This is a genomic window from Paenibacillus pabuli (assembly GCF_039831995.1).
Classification (GTDB): domain Bacteria; phylum Bacillota; class Bacilli; order Paenibacillales; family Paenibacillaceae; genus Paenibacillus; species Paenibacillus pabuli_C.
This window is the reverse complement of record NZ_JBDOIO010000003.1, coordinates 1,828,162-1,844,889: the sequence shown is the minus strand read 5'-3', so window position 1 is coordinate 1,844,889 and position 16,728 is coordinate 1,828,162. Positions and strand designations below refer to the sequence as shown.

14 protein-coding genes are annotated in these 16,728 nt (G+C 49.3%); 11 read left to right on the top strand and 3 right to left on the bottom strand.

All coding sequences use genetic code 11. The features are described from left to right. Positions 1-126 precede the first annotated feature (126 nt). The 9 genes from ABGV42_RS10305 (at position 127) to ABGV42_RS10265 (ending at position 9,668) form a co-directional block, all read left to right on the top strand. Positions 127-1,080, top strand: a complete 954-nt coding sequence (locus tag ABGV42_RS10305) for an alpha/beta hydrolase (protein WP_347381576.1) — start codon at positions 127-129, stop codon at positions 1,078-1,080. Between the two features lie 54 nt (positions 1,081-1,134). Next, positions 1,135-1,485 carry a hypothetical protein gene (locus ABGV42_RS10300; RefSeq protein WP_347381575.1) on the top strand — a complete coding sequence of 117 codons (351 nt, stop codon included), beginning with the start codon at positions 1,135-1,137 and terminating at the stop codon, positions 1,483-1,485. Between the two features lie 20 nt (positions 1,486-1,505). Beyond that, a complete protein-coding gene (locus ABGV42_RS10295; RefSeq protein WP_347381574.1) occupies positions 1,506-2,219 on the top strand; it encodes a class I SAM-dependent methyltransferase in 714 nt (237 codons plus the stop codon). Between the two features lie 107 nt (positions 2,220-2,326). Then, the gene (locus ABGV42_RS10290) at positions 2,327-3,313 is read left to right on the top strand and encodes an N-acetylglucosamine kinase (RefSeq protein WP_347381573.1); all 987 of its coding nucleotides are present in this window, start codon (positions 2,327-2,329) and stop codon (positions 3,311-3,313) included. 63 nt (positions 3,314-3,376) lie between these two features. Beyond that, positions 3,377-3,814 (top strand): GNAT family N-acetyltransferase, encoded by a 438-nt coding sequence (locus ABGV42_RS10285; protein WP_347381572.1) that lies wholly within the window; start codon positions 3,377-3,379, stop codon positions 3,812-3,814. A 216-nt stretch (positions 3,815-4,030) separates the two neighbouring features. Next, on the top strand, positions 4,031-4,489 hold the full coding sequence (locus ABGV42_RS10280; RefSeq protein ID WP_347381571.1) for a MarR family winged helix-turn-helix transcriptional regulator: 459 nt from the start codon (positions 4,031-4,033) through the stop codon (positions 4,487-4,489). Then, positions 4,486-7,653 (top strand): MMPL family transporter, encoded by a 3,168-nt coding sequence (locus ABGV42_RS10275; protein WP_347381570.1) that lies wholly within the window; start codon positions 4,486-4,488, stop codon positions 7,651-7,653. The genes ABGV42_RS10280 and ABGV42_RS10275 overlap by 4 nt, the downstream gene beginning before the upstream one ends. A gap of 184 nt (positions 7,654-7,837) precedes the next feature. Further along, on the top strand, positions 7,838-8,464 hold the full coding sequence (locus ABGV42_RS10270; protein WP_347383196.1) for a GDSL-type esterase/lipase family protein: 627 nt from the start codon (positions 7,838-7,840) through the stop codon (positions 8,462-8,464). Between the two features lie 148 nt (positions 8,465-8,612). Continuing rightward, positions 8,613-9,668 carry a phosphotransferase gene (locus ABGV42_RS10265; RefSeq protein WP_347381569.1) on the top strand — a complete coding sequence of 352 codons (1,056 nt, stop codon included), beginning with the start codon at positions 8,613-8,615 and terminating at the stop codon, positions 9,666-9,668. Between the two features lie 126 nt (positions 9,669-9,794). On the opposite strand, the gene ABGV42_RS10260 is transcribed toward ABGV42_RS10265, so the two are convergent. The 3 genes from ABGV42_RS10260 to ABGV42_RS10250 all read right to left on the bottom strand — a co-directional run bounded on the left by ABGV42_RS10260 (position 9,795) and on the right by ABGV42_RS10250 (position 13,446). After that, on the bottom strand, positions 9,795-10,472 hold the full coding sequence (locus tag ABGV42_RS10260) for a tetratricopeptide repeat protein (RefSeq protein WP_347381568.1): 678 nt from the start codon (positions 10,470-10,472) through the stop codon (positions 9,795-9,797). 17 nt (positions 10,473-10,489) lie between these two features. After that, the gene (locus tag ABGV42_RS10255) at positions 10,490-12,469 is read right to left on the bottom strand and encodes a translation factor GTPase family protein (protein ID WP_347381567.1); all 1,980 of its coding nucleotides are present in this window, start codon (positions 12,467-12,469) and stop codon (positions 10,490-10,492) included. Between the two features lie 107 nt (positions 12,470-12,576). Next, entirely contained in the window at positions 12,577-13,446 is an 870-nt protein-coding gene (locus tag ABGV42_RS10250) for an AraC family transcriptional regulator (RefSeq protein WP_347381566.1), read from the bottom strand. A 191-nt stretch (positions 13,447-13,637) separates the two neighbouring features. Here ABGV42_RS10250 and ABGV42_RS10245 point away from each other — a divergent pair, with 191 nt between their 5' ends. Together ABGV42_RS10245 and ABGV42_RS10240 are read left to right on the top strand one after the other, a co-directional pair. Beyond that, positions 13,638-15,155, top strand: coding sequence for a tagaturonate reductase (locus ABGV42_RS10245; protein ID WP_347381565.1), 1,518 nt, complete (start codon positions 13,638-13,640; stop codon positions 15,153-15,155). After that, positions 15,152-16,666 carry a UxaA family hydrolase gene (locus tag ABGV42_RS10240; protein ID WP_347381564.1) on the top strand — a complete coding sequence of 505 codons (1,515 nt, stop codon included), beginning with the start codon at positions 15,152-15,154 and terminating at the stop codon, positions 16,664-16,666. The genes ABGV42_RS10245 and ABGV42_RS10240 overlap by 4 nt, the downstream gene beginning before the upstream one ends. The last annotated feature ends 62 nt before the right edge of the window (positions 16,667-16,728 follow it).

Genomic DNA, 16,728 nt, shown 5'->3' with positions numbered 1-16,728 from the left:
TGCTGTCTTAACGAAATAGGTTAGGGCAGCAAGCCTGTTTTTTCGCCTGAAAACGGGTGTACATAAGAACATGTAATCTTAACTGTGTTAGAAGTAAAAGATGGTGAGAAGGAGAGAGAAGCATTCATGTTACTATACGGGATTACGGCATTCATTCTAATCATTCTTATTTCGACTTGGGTCGGAGGACTATACTTTTTCAAAACGGCTATTCGCCGAGCACCAAAGCCATTTCTGATCGACAATCCAAATCTAATGCCTGAACCGGATAATGAGTTGATCAGCAGTGCATCAGACCTGGAATGGTTGGATATGCAGAATGGGGAAACGGTAAGCATCATATCTCACGATGGGTTAAAATTGCAGGGAACGTGGATTCCTTCAACCGATAAATCACGTCAGACGGTAATTCTGGCGCATGGGTATTCGGGGAGAGGCAGAGAAATGGCTGGTTTTGCAAGGTACTATGTCGAGAAAAGAGGCTGCAACGTGCTCATGCCTGATGATCGCGCTCATGGTCAAAGTGAAGGGGACGTCATCGGCTTCGGCTGGCTGGATCGGAAGGATTACGTTGATTGGATCCATTGGGTCATCAACCAGACGGGGGAAAAAACTGACATTGTGCTGCATGGGATCTCCATGGGCGGAGCAACGGTTCTTATGACAGGTGGTGAGCCCCTGCCAGATCAGGTAAAAGCCATCGTGTCGGACTGTTCCTATACATCGGTGAAGGATGAACTTACGTTTCAGCTCAAACAATTGTACAAATTGCCAGCTTTTCCTTTTATCCCTGTGACAAGTCTAATCTCCAGATGGAAGGCAGGATACTCCTTCGAGGAAGCATCGGCTCTCAAACAACTCGCCAAGGTTCAGGTTCCTGTTTTATTTATTCACGGGGAGGCAGATACCTTTGTCCCTACGGAAATGGTGTATCGGCTTTATGAAGCTTGTCCTACGGAGAAAGAACTGCTGACCATTCCCCGTGCAGGTCACGGTACAGCTTTTCAGGTGGATCGGTCCCGTTATGTCGAAGTCCTTGAAGCCTTCCTGAACAAGGTAACGATGCAGCGAGCGAATTAGATATTAGAGATGCTGGGTAGTTATAGGTAGGTGCTTATAACAAGGAGGTGCAGCATGCCGCGTTCACGAAGAGTGTGCTCTTACTGTCAAAAGGAGATGGGTGAAGACGAGTTCAAATGCAAAGCCTGTGGCAATCTGGTTACGATGAAGACCGTTCCTGCGGAGACAACACAGATGGAAGAATACGAAGAGGCACTATTGGATCGCTACTCAATAGCTCTGCTTATTCTGATCGCAATTATTCTTCCCCCGATAGCGATTGCTATTGGCGGGGTAATGTTATTTAATGACGATTCTTACAAAAGGGACACCGGAAAAATGCTTGTCACAGGTGCCCTGCTCGTGTTAGTCATCTGGGTCATCATTCTAATTTCGGTCTCAGGAACGCTGACAATCCAATTCTAAATATTATGGAGGTGCCACTTATGGGAAATGAACAATTCGAGGCCGCGCGCAAAGCGGAGGCAGGTTACCATTCCAACTTTTATCAGAATAATGAGCTATTCGCAGCCGGAACATGGATGGCCAGACCGATGCCGATGGTGATGGAGATGCTGGAACGTTTGCTTGCTCACAAATCGGAACTGCGAGTGCTTGATCTGGGATGTGGTGTAGGGCGACATACCATTCCCATTGCACAGCGTCTGCAACAAACGGACAGCGAGGTTATTGGTGTGGATCTGCTGGACGAAGCAGTAGAAGGCCTTCGGAAATATGCGAAGAAATATCAGGTGGATCATATGGTGAAAGCAGAGAAGGCAGACGTGGAGCATTATGATATCAGGCCGAATACTTTTGATTTCATTGCAGCGTGTTCCTGCCTAGAGCATGTATCCGATGAAAAGGCTTTTCTGGAAGCGCTGAATCGTCTTCAGGTCGGGACTCGTACAGGAGGTATTCATTGCATCACGATGAGCACAAGTGTAGAGGAGCAGGAGATCCGCACCGGACGGCGAATTGAGCCTTTAATTGAACTAAACCTGCCTACAGCCAAGGCCACCGAATTGCTTGAAAAAGCATATGCCGGCTGGAACATCCTGCTTCAGGAACACGTAACTCAGACCATTGAAGAGGAAAAGTACGAAGAACCGACACAGTTCCGCTGCGAACTGCTTCGTTTTGCCGTACAGAAACAATAGCAGAACTTGCCGGGAGGTATGAAGTTACGCTGCCCGGCAGTACTGCTCGCTTCTACAAGAAGGAACCGTCGTTATTGCAGTTCATTATGAGAGTACGGGGGATGAGCATGAATACATATGTGATAGGCATCGATGGTGGGGGGAGCCATACTAGGGTGGCTGTTGCCGATGGGGATGGACAGCTGCTGTCCTATGTACAAAAAGGAGGTTGCAATCGTTATCACGATTCCAATGCTGAGCAGCATGTGCTCGGAGGCATTGCTGAAGCTCTGGAGCAGGCTGGTATTAAGGTAGAACAAGTGGCTGCCATTCAAGCGGGTATGGCAGGTCTGGACCGGGATGAAGAATTCGCGTGGGCCGATGGTGTTCTTGCCCAAACGGGCATCTCCGGGAGAAGAAGTGCCGTAAACGATACACATATTGCTCATACAGCTGCCTTTAACGGTAGGCCTGGAATTGTGGCGATTGGTGGTACCGGGTCTCTGATCCTTGCCAGAACAGAGCAAGAAAACTGGCTCCGAAACGACCAATTTGGACATTATGCCCCGACGGCAGCGCGTTTTCTGTCTTACGATACGGTGCATTCTGTTCTGGCAGGCCGATATGAGCAGGAGGACCAATCCTTTATTGAACAGATCCTTGCACATTGGAATGTGCGTTCAGTGTCAGAGCTCGCAGCGCTTGGAGCAGCAGGGTTTGCAGAACATAAACAGGCGATGAACCGGAAATTCAGCCAGATGGCACCTCTGGTGACTGAAGCTGCCATTCAGCAAATTCCATTAGCGATGAGAGTATGTGACTCGGCAGCAGATACAGCAGTTGTAGGTATTCGTATGCTGGGAAGCTGTTTTCAATCAAAGCTGGTCCCTTACACACTGACTGGAAGCTGCCTGACTTCCTCTTATATAGAGGCTGCCGTTCAGAAAGGCTTAGGTCAAAACAATTCAGCTACAGGAAGAGAGTTCCATTACATAACCAGCGAACTGCCAGCCATTGGCGGCGCATTGCTGGAGGCTTATCAAATGGCTGGTATTGAGGTGAATCAGGGCACCCCTTCTGCGCTTCAGGAACAGTTAAAACGGTACGAAGCTTGAACTTTGACAGGCTAACGACTACAATACGATAACGGAATCAAGCAAGCTATAGGGGGAATAGGAGTGTTAATTAATCTGAAATCACGCATACAGGAGCCGGAAGTGCAGGAATTGCTGTCCTACTCGGTTTTTCCGGACCCGGAGCAAGTCGGGGGTGTACTGCAACAATATGCGGATAAGGACGAGCTTTTTCTAAATGGATATGAGGATGAAGGACAGTTAGTCGGCTTGGTTGGATATGAGAAAACGGGGAACAGCGAGATTACGATCCAGCATATTGCGGTATTGCCTGAGAACCGATTCAAAAACTATGGCCGTGGCATGATTGCACAGCTGCTGGAGAAGTTTAATCCCGACAAGCTGATCGCGGAAACGGACCAGGAAGCTGTAGAATTTTATCGTAATACCGGCTTTGTCGTATACAGCCTGGGTGAGTTATATCCAGGTGTGGAACGATTCCGTTGTGTACTGGAAAAAGACGAGGATTCTATCGAAGAATAGAGATGGATCGCTTCATCCATGGTGAGATCCTTAACGCAAACAAATAACAGGGTGTAATGACTTGGCCGAGAGCTAAGCCTTACGCCCTGTTTTTTTGTCGTGAAAACAGAAAATAACAGGAATAAAGTATTGCTTTGCATTATAGTTTCAATATAGAATAGTTTCATTGAAGAATAGTTCGTTAAGTGAACTATATGAACGGAAAGGAGATAGAACATGAATACACCGGATGCCAAAAGTTTGGTGAACCGTTATCTGGATGCCTCGTTCCTGGTGACGAAACAGTTTGATACGCGGATTCGTGAACAGGTGGGGCAGACCATGACAACAGACCAGTTCTGTGCTCTCCGTTTGATTGAGGAGAAACCATCCTGCACACCATCAGATCTGTCAGAGCTCCTCTGCGTCGGCAAAAGCAGCATCACGGCACTGGTCAACAAGCTGGTTGATCGGGATCTGGTCCATCGGGCCGGGGATGAGCGGGATCGCAGAGTGGTGTATCTGACATTGACAGATACTGGCCGTCAGGTATACCGCGAGACTGAACGGGAAATACAGCAGCTTCTTGAGCCTTATCTGGTTCATTTTAAGCCGGAAGAAGTGCAGAATTTTATTGAATCCTTTGAGAAGCTGGCAACCTTGCTAACGAATGAGGGAGGACAGGAGAACGAATGAGAACGATTCTGAAGGCAAGATGGTGGTTGATGGGGCTATGGGTTGTTGTAGCCGCCGTATTAATGTTCACAGCTCCAAACATGAGTGAACTGATTCGGGAAAAAGGACAGTTTTCGGTCCCGGAAGGGTACTCATCCACCCAGGCAGCAGCTATCCTTGACGAAGCCGCTGCACAAAAAGGCGAACAGCAGGGCAGTCAGCTGGCGCTTGTATTTTACAACGCAGATGGCTTGGGTACGACAGGCACACAAGAGGCAGAAAAGGCTGTGAAGCAGCTGGAGTCGAACAAAGAAGAACTCGGCATTTTGTCCATTTTGGAGCCCTTCTCACAGCCTGAACTGTCAGACAAAATGATCTCTGCTGACGGAAAAACGATCCTGACATCCCTCTCCATTGATCAGGGGGATCGTACCGTCAAGGAAATGCGAGAGGATCTTAATGCAACGCTGGACTCGGTCAATGTGGAACACTACATAACCGGTAAAGGATTAATTGATGAAGACACGGTAGAGAGTTCCCAGGAGGGGCTCAAGAAATCGGAATATATTACGGTCGTATTTATTTTGCTTATTTTGTTCCTTGTATTCCGTTCGTTTGTAGCACCGTTTGTCCCTCTGCTTACCGTGGGCATCAGCTATATTGTTTCACAGCAAATTGTTGCATTCCTGGTAGATGGAGTGAATTTCCCGATCTCTACCTTTACACAGATTTTCATGGTGGCCGTCATGTTCGGGATTGGTACCGATTACTGTATCCTGCTCATCAGCCGGTTCAAGGAAGAATTGGCACATCATGAAACGACGTGGGAAGCGATTATTGCAACCTATCGGACCGCAGGAAAAACGGTATTCTTCTCTGCTCTTGCCGTGCTGGTTGGTTTTGTCGCCATTGGTTTTGCGCAGTTTATGCTGTACCGCTCTGCAGTGGCAGTCGCTGTCGGCATAGCCGTAATGATGCTCGCTCTGGTGACCATTGTTCCGTTCTTCATGGCGGTGCTGGGCAAGAAGCTGTTCTGGCCTTCCAAAGGTTCACTCGAACATGCGGAGAGCAAGATCTATGGTGCAGCGGGTCGCTTCTCTCTAAAACGTCCATGGGCTGCGCTACTTATCGTTGCAGCTGTCTGTGTGCCGCTTCTGGCCACTTACGATGGTAAACTATCGTTTAACAGTCTGGATGAGATTGGTGAGAAGTATGATTCGGTAAAAGCGTTCAATATTATCTCGGAAAGCTTCGGTCCGGGTGAATCCCTGCCGGGTCAGATCGTTATACAGAACGACGAAGCGATGGACAATGCCAAATATATGGCCGTAGCCGAGAAAATCAGTCGCGAAGTGGAGAAGGTTCCAGGAATCTCCGGGGTACGCAGCATGACGCGTCCGACGGGTGACGAGATTAAGGATTTCGAAGTGACTCAGCAAGTGGGGACATTATCGGACGGACTCGGTGAAGGCAAGACGGGTCTGGATAAAATTCGTGATGGTCTGAGTGAGGCCAGCAGTCAACTAAGCAAAAACGAACCCCAGATCAAAGAAGCTGCAAATGGAGCGGGAGAACTGAGTAAAGGTACGTCCCAGCTGCAATCGGGAATTGGCCAGTTGTCCGAAGGACTCCAGCAGATTGAGAAGGGAATTCGTGACGGATCAGCAGGCGCCGGTGATCTAAAAGTAGGCCTGCAGCAAGCGAAAACAAGTGCTGATCAGCTGGCTCAGGCGAGTAATCAGCTGCTTGAGGCTTACCGTCAGGCTGGTGCAGGCGTAGCTGCACTTGGCGATGGTACCGGCGAACTTCAACAGCAGCTCACAGGCATATCCACGGCGCTGACCAGTCTGAATGAATCATTTGCTGCTCTTGAAGAACGGTACCCTGAGCTGCTGCAGGACGCAGACTATCAGCGTGTCAAAGGTACTCTTGGCGAAACCGGAACAGGCACAGCCCAGCTTGCCGGGGCGCTGGGTCAGATTCAAAGTAATCTGAGTCAAGCTGCTGCAGGAATCAGCCAGGCCAACGAAGGCTTCACCTCCGCTGCATCCGGACAACAGGCTTTGGCTAGTGGGCTGGGTCAGATTGTAACAGGAATTGGACAGCTCGAAGCGGGGCTGAAGCAGGCGGCTGATGGTCAGGGTAAAGTGATCAGCGAGATTCCTTCCATCCAGGATGGACTCGGCCAGCTTCAGGGAGGTCAGGAGAAGATTAGGCAGGGCTTCTCGGACCTGAGTGGTCAGCTGACCCAATTAACGGATGGTCTGAATCAGAGTGTGGATGGAATCGAGCAGGTGTCCGGTGGTCTCGATTCCGCACAGGATTATCTGACACAGCTGCAACAATCACCGGATTCCGACCTGGCCGGCTGGTATGTACCTGAAGAAGCATTGAGCAATGAAGACTTCGCACAGGTATTCGATACGTATCTGTCACAAGATCGGAAGACCATGACGGTAGATGTTATTTTCGCCGAAAACCCGTATGGTATTGAAGCGATTGACCGCGTACCGGATATCGAAGCTGCGGTTCACCGTGCTGTACAGGGAAGTGCGCTCGAAAAAGCAGACATTGCCGTAGGCGGGGTCACAAGTACGTTCGCGGATTTGCAGGAGATCTCCAACAACGACTATTCCCGCACAGTTATGCTCATGCTTGCAGGTACATTTATAATTCTTGTCCTGCTCTTAAGGTCCGTGATCATGCCGCTGTATTTGATCGTTTCCCTGTTGCTGGCATATTTCACATCCATGGCTTTAACCGAAGCAATCTTCGTCAATATTCTTGGTTTTGCGGGCATTAGCTGGGTTACGCCATTCTTCGGATTCGTGATGCTGATTGCGCTTGGTGTGGATTACAGTATTTTCTTAATGGATCGCTTCAATGAAAATAAAGGCATGAGGGTTCAGGATGCGATGCTGTACGCTATGAAAAACATGGGTACGGTCATTCTGTCGGCAGCCGTTATTCTGAGTGGAACTTTTGCTGCCATGTATCCATCCGGTGTTCTCTCCATGATGCAGATCGCTACCGTAGTTCTTAGTGGTTTGGTCCTGTATTCACTGTTGTTCCTGCCCTTCTTCGTGCCTGTCATGGTGAAGATGTTCGGCCGTGCCAACTGGTGGCCTTTCCCCAACAAGAATCAGAGTGATTCGGCGGAATCTGACCGTACAATTAGCATGTAGCTGAATCATATATTGCCCCCTACGAAAAGTTGCATATTTTCGTAGGGGGTTTTTAATATTGGGTGACTACATGCATCTCATAAAATAAAGGTATGCGCCTACGGACACCATCCCGCGCCTTGTCTCCGGTTCTTTCATATAGATATAGCAGTCAGTCATAAGTTAGCAGAGAGGGGCGACGGTGATGGTATATCGATATGCGGCCATTGGAGACTCGTTAACGGTAGGCACAGGCGCGCTGCTGGGCACCGGTTTTGTTCCTTTGTACCGTAGGATGGCAGAAATGAATGTTCGCACATTTGTGTCCATGGATAATATGGGGGTCAACGGACTCACCTCAGGTGAGCTGTTGCAAATGGTATCTTCTAACGCGAGGGTACGACAGTCTTTGCGCGAAGCAGACATGATTACGATATCCATTGGCGGAAATGATCTAATTCGCACATTTAAGGCGAGCGGAGGCATTCCAAGTGCCAGTAAAATGACACAGGTGCTGGGAGATACCCGGAGTAACGTGTCACAGATCATGAGACATATCCGTCAGTTAAAAGGAAACAGTGCCTATTTGGTCCGAACGATCGGATTGTACAACCCGTATCCTCAAGCCGCAGAGGCTGCTTATTGGGTTCGTCAGTACAATTCTTTTCTGAATGGTGCAGGGGCGGGGAACTATGCCTGTGCTCAGGTATACGACCGGTTTGAAGGGCATGAACGGGAATTGTTATTCTGGGATCGGGTCCATCCCAATGCAAGAGGGTATCGTGTCATTGCAGATCAACTCAATCGTATGGGTTATAAACCTTTTGACTAACTAAAAACCTCAATAGGACATTACGACTTGGGTATGGATATACCTGATTTAGACTGGACCCCAATATGGGCTTCCGTTAAGATGGGGAGTAATGAAGGATTTATCTGGTCGATCCATATAGATATTGCAGATGAAGGAGTTTTGATCGGTGCACAACATTTATTTACGTCCTCAAGATGATGCGGAACGGCAGCTGATACAGGAGGTGATATCTGTATTTTCGCCTCAGTCCCATTGGGAAGCAGAACGCGGATACGGCGGGATGAACAACACAACGTACATGCTTAAACTGGATGGCGAGCGTTACGTTCTCAGAGTATACGAAACACATACGGATCTTGTGAAAATAGCTTTTGAGCATCATGTATTATCAGCACTGAGAGAGTCGGACTTTGAACTAAGGGTACCTGCTCCAGTCAAAGCTATGAAGGGGAATGGGCACACGTTTCTCTCCATTCACGATACGAATACGGGGCAGAACAAAATCGCAGCTATCTTTACGTACAGTGCGGGCAAGAATCCGGTCTTGAATACGCCGGATCAGCTTGTTGAACTGGGACATGCGGCGGGTTTGTTGTCTTTTGCTCTAGCCGGACTGGAAATATCTCTTGAGCCTGTATACCCGCCTTATTATCAAATTCAACAGGCGTATCCACTCTGTCCACCAGACCGATTGATACAGCTGTGTGAATCACCACCGGGCGAGCTCCAGGCGTGTGCAGAAGAAATGCAGGAACTGCTGCCTGTGCTTCCAGCTTTGTTCGATGCTCTAAACGGTATGGACAATCTGCCTCATCAACTGGTTCACGGGGATGTGAATGCATCCAACGTATTGTCGGATGACGATGGCCGAATTTGTGCTATTCTGGATTTTGAGTTTGCTACATGGGATTTGCGGGTCATGGAGCTTGCTGTTCCTATGTCGGACCTGCTAACTATGGACAAGAGTGATGAATGGATGTGGGATGCACTGGAAGGACTGATCCGCGGATTCCGAAAACAGGTGAATCTGGAGCCGGATGAATTGCTGGCCATTCCGCAGCTTATTCTGCTGCGCAGTCTCGACGTGGTGATGCATTTTATCAGCCGAATGTTCCAAGGAACGGATGAACCTGATGTTGCTGTTAACCAGATCATTAAGCTTAGAGAGCGGATCCTTTGGATGAATCGCAATGAGGAGCGGTTACGCAAATTATTAACGTGAACAGGCATGGTGCCTGGTTTGACATTAGACACAAAAGAACGCCGATTTCTGTTTTGAAACAGAATCGGCGTTCTTTTGTGATGGCATGGACTTTACCCGAGAGCCGGCGGACACGAGTCGGGTTCTCTATAATCCGCGTTTGCGGAACCAACTGCGGACAGCCCAGCGGCGTTCCTGGCGCTTCTTGTATTTGGGCAGGGAACGGTAGACGTTCAGGGACTGCTCATAGGCTTGCTTGGCATCTGCTGTGCGTTCAAGCGAACGGTAGACTGAACCCAGCAAATAATAAGCTTCACTCGAGGATGAGTGGATATCCTGGAATTGTTGTACGTATGCCAGCGCCTTGTCTCGATCCGATTCCTTAAAAGCATTGGCGAGGGTGAGATAAGGCTGACCATACTTAACCCTTGGATTGATGTCGAGTGCCTGAAGGATATGACGCTCACCTGCTTCGGTTTTGCCAAGGTGAAGTTCGGTCGTCCCCAATGCCTCCCAATATTCGGCTGATTGCTCATATGGGCGTTCAAGCTCCAGGAGCAATTCATAAGCTTCGCTATAACGTTTGCGTTCAATCAGAAGTCTGGCGAGATCAAGCTTGGAAGAGACTTCATTGGGACTCATCGCAATCTGCTGACGCAGACGTGAGATTGCGCGCAGCCGTTTGATCGGTTTCATGAAGCTGGGAAAGACCCCAACATAGCGCCGATCCAGGAAATACAAAATAATGAGAAGAATCAGGACAGCGAGAAACGGATTGCCAACAATCCGCCATAGAAGTCCGAATATCAGAAATTTAATCAGCACAACAAGCTCAACTCCGTTTATGATGTTATCGCATTACGAACGCTTAAAATATATTTGGATTGATCCAGTGGATTCACGCCCCTGCGCTTGCGCATGGGCTTCACGTCTGGAGGGCAATCCTGATATCCGGCAAAAGAGGTGACGAGCACACCGCGTCCCCCGGTTTCGGAGCGGAGCTTCACCGGATAATCCATGGAGGAGGCCAGCGGAATCTGTCCTTCCACAATGCATCTCCCGCCGCCAATAACAGGCGCTTCGAACGTTGCACGCATATGTACGAGGTCACTTAGTGCCTTGCCGCCATATTCTTCGGGTACCGTCAGGCGGAATTGCAGCAGCGGTTCCAGCAGTGTAGTACCTGTACGAGCCAGGCCATCCATGATTCCCATTGGCGTGGCAACGACAAAGTCCAGTGGATGCGTGTGCCAGACATGGTGCTCTCCTTCAATAAGCGTGACCCGCAGGTCGGTGACTTCCCAGCCGAACATGCCCTGAGACAGGGCCGCTGGTACCCGGCGCTGCACTTCATTTTGATACCGCAGCAGCAGCTGGTCTGTTCGAACGGTCGATTCATAGATCAGACCGCTTCCGCGAGGCAGCGGCTCCATCTTGAAGCGAAGAATGGCCCAGCAAGGCTTAGGCATCGTATAGGCAATGAATCCTTCACCTGGAGCGCTCAGCGTTTCTTTGTAAATAACAGAAGGCGGGTCAAAAACAACATCGAGTCCAAAACGACTGCTTAACAAACTCGACAGGATCTCAAGCTGAATGGTTCCCATAACTTTGAGGTGCAGTTCCCGGTCTTCTGGAAGCCATTGCAGGTCAAGAAGCGGATCTTCATCGGTTAACTCCTGCAATGCAGCGACAAGGTCTGGATAACGTGCTGGATCCTGGCCATGTACCTGTACTGTCAGCAGAGGCACCGCCATTTGGGGCATGGGAGGAACGGCGTCCGGACTCCCTATAATGTCACCCACATGCGTCTCGCTGAGACCGTAAAGAGCAGCAATCTGCCCGCTGTGTACCGCACCGGTATCCGCCCATTTGCGACCATCCATCTGGCGGATTTGAGTCACTTTTTCCTCCAGTTCCCTGGTCGTGTTATAGATCGTGTCCCGGTTATGAATGCTGCCTCCGTACATACGTACGTAAGCGGTTCGTCCCATTGATTTGTTCCGTTCAATTTTGAACACGACCCCCGAGACCGCAGGATCCTCTGGGATTGCAGGAGGCGGGAGAAACTGGGTGACCGTATCAAGAAGTTCAGATACCCCGATCCCTTTCCCGGAAGCACCAAAACAAACCGGAAATATTTCTCCCTGATGCACCAGCTTGCGGAATGACGTATCGATCTGCTCTGGTGGCAGGGGAACTTCATTAATGTAGGATTCCATGATGTCTTCATCCAGCTCAGCAAGGATCTCCACGAGTTCGGGAACCGTTTGCTGATTCGTATGCATGTGATCATGCCATAAGGAATGAACACCGATGAATGAATCTTCCTCCATCACGCAGGACTGTACCGGGCATGCAAAGGGAGATAACGTGGAGCGAATCTGTTCCAGAATGGCTGGTGCAGATGCGCCGATCCGATCCATTTTATTGATATAAATGATGGTGGGGATGCGAAGGGAACGCAAGGCATGCCAGATGGTCTCGCTCTGCGACTGAATCCCTTCCACGGCTGACAAAATCAGAATGGCACCGTCCATTACACGCAGGGAACGTTCCACTTCGGAGCTGAAATCGATATGTCCCGGGGTATCGACGAGGTCGATCACGGTATTGTTCCAAGTAAGTGAGGTCATGGCTGCCTGTACGGAAATTCCGCGTTCTTTCTCGATGTCCAGAGAGTCCGTAGCTGCCGTCCCGTCATCTACCCGGCCGGGACTGCGAACAATGCCGCCATGATATAGCATATGTTCTGTTGTGGTTGTTTTGCCTGCATCTACGTGAGCAAAGATACCGATATTTCGGCGATTGAATTCGTTTTGCATGGGAATTAAAGCTCCTCTGACCGAAGAAACGTATCGTTTCTGACATTGTTATTCCGTATTATCATACCACAAGGGCTGTATGGAAGAATATGTTACACTTTGGCTAATCAACCATTCATCGTTCTGCGGTAAGCCGCAGGGGTGGTACCTGTGATTTTTTTGAATTGCCGATAAAAATGAGGCAGGCTCTCAAAGCCGCAGGCATCGGCTACAGATGCCATGGTGTCATCGTTCCGAAGCAGATGCTCCTTCGCCATGATCACACGGCGGGCTAGAGCGTAGTCGGTTAGGGTCATGCCTGTATATTTTTTGAACGCCCGGCTGAAATGTGCAGGGGATACCGCTGCCTGCAGAGCGAGCTCAGACAAGGAAAGCCCGCTGCGCAATTTATCGTCAATATTGGACAGGGTGGCTGACAGCCAGCTCGGACCTGAATTGGAATGAACAGAGCGGGCAGGACCGGCATCCTCTAGACGTTCGAGAAATATGAGCAGCAATTGAAGCCGAAGCAGGGCAGCATGGGCGCTCAGCTGGTTACCCAGCTGGAACTCGTCATGAATTTCCTCAATAAATGCAGTCACTTTAACTTGTTCCTCGGGGATCAGGTGTCTTTTGTAAACCCTGCGTCTGCGGCATCGCTCAAACAGGGAGAGCAGGACTGAAGCGCTCCCTCCCGCAGCTGCTGTCAGTAATCCGGGACTAAAAAACAGAGCTGAAGAGGTTACGGGATTAATCTCATCCGGCAACGCCCGGTGTACCGTGCTGCCTGGAATGATGAATAAGTCCCCTGCCTGCATGTCTTCAAGACCCGTATCAATAAATATGGTTCCTTGACCGCGATATACGTAAATGATTTCATGCCAATCATGCAGATGATCCGGCAGTTCATTCTGGGGAGCTTTCGTATCTGCATATACCAGTCGAAAGGGAATGCCTGATTCCGACTGGATCGTTGTGCGAACGGGCGATCGTGCCATAAAAACTCCTTTCTAAACATATTAAATGCAAGGGAGACCTTGCCTAGTCATGAAAGAGTATATTTAACGCAATATATGCAATTTAATTTCCTTTTTTTGATGATACAATGAATTTAAAGCGTTTTCAATTATGAAGGTAACGGATGAAGTCTGACTCGTATAATGACAAATAAACGATGAGGTGAGTGGGTATGTCGGCGAGCACCAAACGACCAAAACTGAAGCTGAATCTGTTGGGAAACGACGGGCAGCGCAAGTGCAAGGAAATCATGGATCGTCCCGTAAAGGTACTGCAGATTGGAGAAGGTAACTTTTTGCGGGGATTTGTGGACTGGATGCTCCATGAGAGCGCCAGACAAGGCAAATTCCATGGCAGTGTGGTAGTTACCCAGCCCCGGCCAGGAGGCAAGGCAAAGCTGGAGCAGATCCGGGATCAGGATGGATTGTATACCATGATTACCCGAGGTCTCTCTCAAGGTAAAGCCGTAGAGCGTACGGAGATGATTTCGATCTTTTCCCGGTGCATAAATCCTTATGAAGAATGGCAGGCATTTCTTGAACTGGCCGAGCTCCCTTCACTGGAGTTTGTTGTCTCCAATACGACGGAGTCGGGATTAAGATATATTCAATCGGATTACGTGGAAGGAGAGCCTGTATCTTCGTTTCCGGGCAAGCTAACCGTTTTTCTCCATCAACGTTATGTACGGTATGAGGGCGATCCTTCCAGAGGGTTGATCCATCTGCCGTGTGAACTGCTTGAAGGAAATGGTGATGTACTGCGCAGCTGTGTATTGCGTCACAGTGAGGATTTTGGTTATTCCGATGGATTTCGCTCATGGATTAGAGACCATAACCTGTTTCTGAACAATTTGGTGGACCGGATCGTGACGGGTGCGCCGACCAAGGAAGAAGCGGACTCCCTGGCAGGGCGCTGGGGTTATGAGGATCAACTGATTAATACGGCAGAGCCTTATCATTTCTGGGCCATTCAGGGGGATGAGGGACTGGACAAGAAATTGCCGCTGAAGCAGGCTGGACTTAATGTTCATTGGGTCAAAGACCTAAAGCCCTACCAACTGCGCAAGGTTCGCATTTTGAATGGCGCGCATACCTTGATGTCTTCTCTTGGCATTCTTCAAGGCAAACAGTATGTGAGAGAGACAATGGAAGATTTGCAATTCGGGCCCTGGATCAGGGAAGCCGTTCATGAGGAAATCGTGCCTGCGCTTGATATGCCGGATCATCATCTTGACCAGTATGCTGAAGAAGTGTTTGAACGATTCCTTAATCCCTATATCAATCACAAGCTTCAGGATATTGCCTTAAATACCATTGGCAAATTCAAGGTGCGTGTTCTGCCTACCTTATTGTCCTATGAACAAACCCGGAACAGCTGGCCGACACGTCTTATTCGGGGATTCGCTGGTTTGTTGTTATTGTACCGCCCGGTGAATACGTTAGACGGATACAAAGGGCATCGGTTCAACGGTGAATCCGTTGTGCTCAGGGATGACCCGGATATTCTTGCGGCCTTGACTGCACACTGGGACAACTATGATTCACTCAGAAAAGACCGACAACAGTTGAACGACAGACTGGCTGCCGTATTGGCGGACTCAACCATCTGGGGAGAGAATCTGAACGAGCGAAGAGGGCTGCGCGAAGCACTTCTGGATGAGATGGTTTTACTGGAAGGTGAGACGAAATGAATACAACAAGTACAACGCATGACTGGATTGCCATACAGCCGCAGGATGATGTGATCATAGCTCTTCGCGATTACACAAAGGGAGAGACGCTTACGCTCTCTGACGGGGTTTCATTTGCACTGCTAGATGATGTGCCCAAAGGGCATAAGATCGCTGTACATGGGATCGAACCAGGTGATGATGTCCTGAAATATGGTTTCTCCATCGGTATTGCCAAGGAACGGATTGAGCAGGGGAACTGGATTCATAGCCATAATCTGAAGACGGGACTGCATGGCTTGCTGGAATATGAATATCAGCCTGGTGTATCCGTTCAGACAGATATGCCCCCGGAACACTTGCGGACTTTTGAAGGCTACTTGCGCCCTAACGGGGAGGCAGGTATACGTAATGAAATCTGGATCGTTAATACGGTAGGATGCATCAACAAGGTATGCGAAGCACTGGCTCGCATGGGTCAGTCCCAGTTCGGTAGCAGAGTGGACGGCGTGTATCACTTTCCTCATCCATTCGGCTGCTCGCAGCTTGGCGATGATCTGAAATATACCCAACAACTGCTGGCTTCCCTCGTCGAACATCCGAATGCAGGTGGTGTATTGGTCATTGGACTGGGCTGTGAAAATAATCAGGTCGACCAGTTCCGCGAATGCATCGCACCTGAATATCAGGGGAAAGTCCGTTTTCTCAAGGCTCAGGAAGCAGATGATGAACTTGAAGAGGGTTTGCGCCTAATGGAAGAGCTAGTGGAGATTGCCGAGGTGGAACGGCGCCAGCCGCTTCCACTAAGCAAGCTCAAAATCGGATTGAAGTGTGGTGGTTCAGACGGTTTATCCGGCATCACAGCCAATCCGTTAGTGGGTTCGGTTGCCGATATGCTGGTTGCCGCAGGAGGAACCGCCATTCTGACCGAAGTGCCGGAAATGTTTGGGGCAGAAACCATTTTGATGAATCGGGCTGCGAATGAACAGGTTTTCAGGGATTTGGTGGATTTAATCAACGGATTCAAGCAATATTTTGTAAATCATGGTCAGAACATCTATGAGAATCCGTCTCCTGGCAACAAAGCCGGTGGCATTACGACTCTTGAAGAGAAATCGCTGGGCTGTACTCAAAAAGGCGGCCGTTCTTCCGTCGTTGATGTGCTTCGTTATGGAAAACGTGTAACCCAAACTGGCTTAAACATTGTTGAGGCGCCCGGCAATGATTTGGTGTCGGTCACGGCATTGTCAGCTGCAGGAGCTCACATTGTACTGTTTACTACGGGAAGGGGAACTCCGTTCGGAGGTCCGGTACCTACCATCAAGATTGCAACGCAATCGGATCTGGCGAATCGAAAAAAACACTGGATCGACTTCAACGCAGGTCAACTGCTGGAAGGCCGGACGATGGATGACGTGAAAATTCAACTCTTTAGCCAGTTGATCGACATTGCCTCAGGACGTACTCAGACACTCAGCGAGCAGCATGGGTTTCGAGAAATCGCCATATTTAAAGATGGTGTAATTCTATAAGTTGTACACTCTCAGGCATGGCATGTTCTTACGACTCATTAAAAATCCCGGTAGCCAATACT

Excerpts from the sequence above, each read along its gene's own strand:
- ABGV42_RS10305 (WP_347381576.1), top strand. The coding sequence starts at position 127 with ATGTTACTATACGGGATTACGGCATTCATTCTAATCATTCTTATTTCG.
- ABGV42_RS10300 (WP_347381575.1), top strand. The coding sequence starts at position 1,135 with ATGCCGCGTTCACGAAGAGTGTGCTCTTACTGTCAAAAGGAGATGGGT.
- ABGV42_RS10295 (WP_347381574.1), top strand. The coding sequence starts at position 1,506 with ATGGGAAATGAACAATTCGAGGCCGCGCGCAAAGCGGAGGCAGGTTAC.
- ABGV42_RS10290 (WP_347381573.1), top strand. The coding sequence starts at position 2,327 with ATGAATACATATGTGATAGGCATCGATGGTGGGGGGAGCCATACTAGG.
- ABGV42_RS10280 (WP_347381571.1), top strand. The coding sequence starts at position 4,031 with ATGAATACACCGGATGCCAAAAGTTTGGTGAACCGTTATCTGGATGCC.
- ABGV42_RS10275 (WP_347381570.1), top strand. The coding sequence starts at position 4,486 with ATGAGAACGATTCTGAAGGCAAGATGGTGGTTGATGGGGCTATGGGTT.
- ABGV42_RS10270 (WP_347383196.1), top strand. The coding sequence starts at position 7,838 with ATGGTATATCGATATGCGGCCATTGGAGACTCGTTAACGGTAGGCACA.
- ABGV42_RS10255 (WP_347381567.1), bottom strand. The coding sequence starts at position 12,469 with ATGCAAAACGAATTCAATCGCCGAAATATCGGTATCTTTGCTCACGTA.
- ABGV42_RS10250 (WP_347381566.1), bottom strand. The coding sequence starts at position 13,446 with ATGGCACGATCGCCCGTTCGCACAACGATCCAGTCGGAATCAGGCATT.
- ABGV42_RS10245 (WP_347381565.1), top strand. The coding sequence starts at position 13,638 with ATGTCGGCGAGCACCAAACGACCAAAACTGAAGCTGAATCTGTTGGGA.
- ABGV42_RS10240 (WP_347381564.1), top strand. The coding sequence starts at position 15,152 with ATGAATACAACAAGTACAACGCATGACTGGATTGCCATACAGCCGCAG.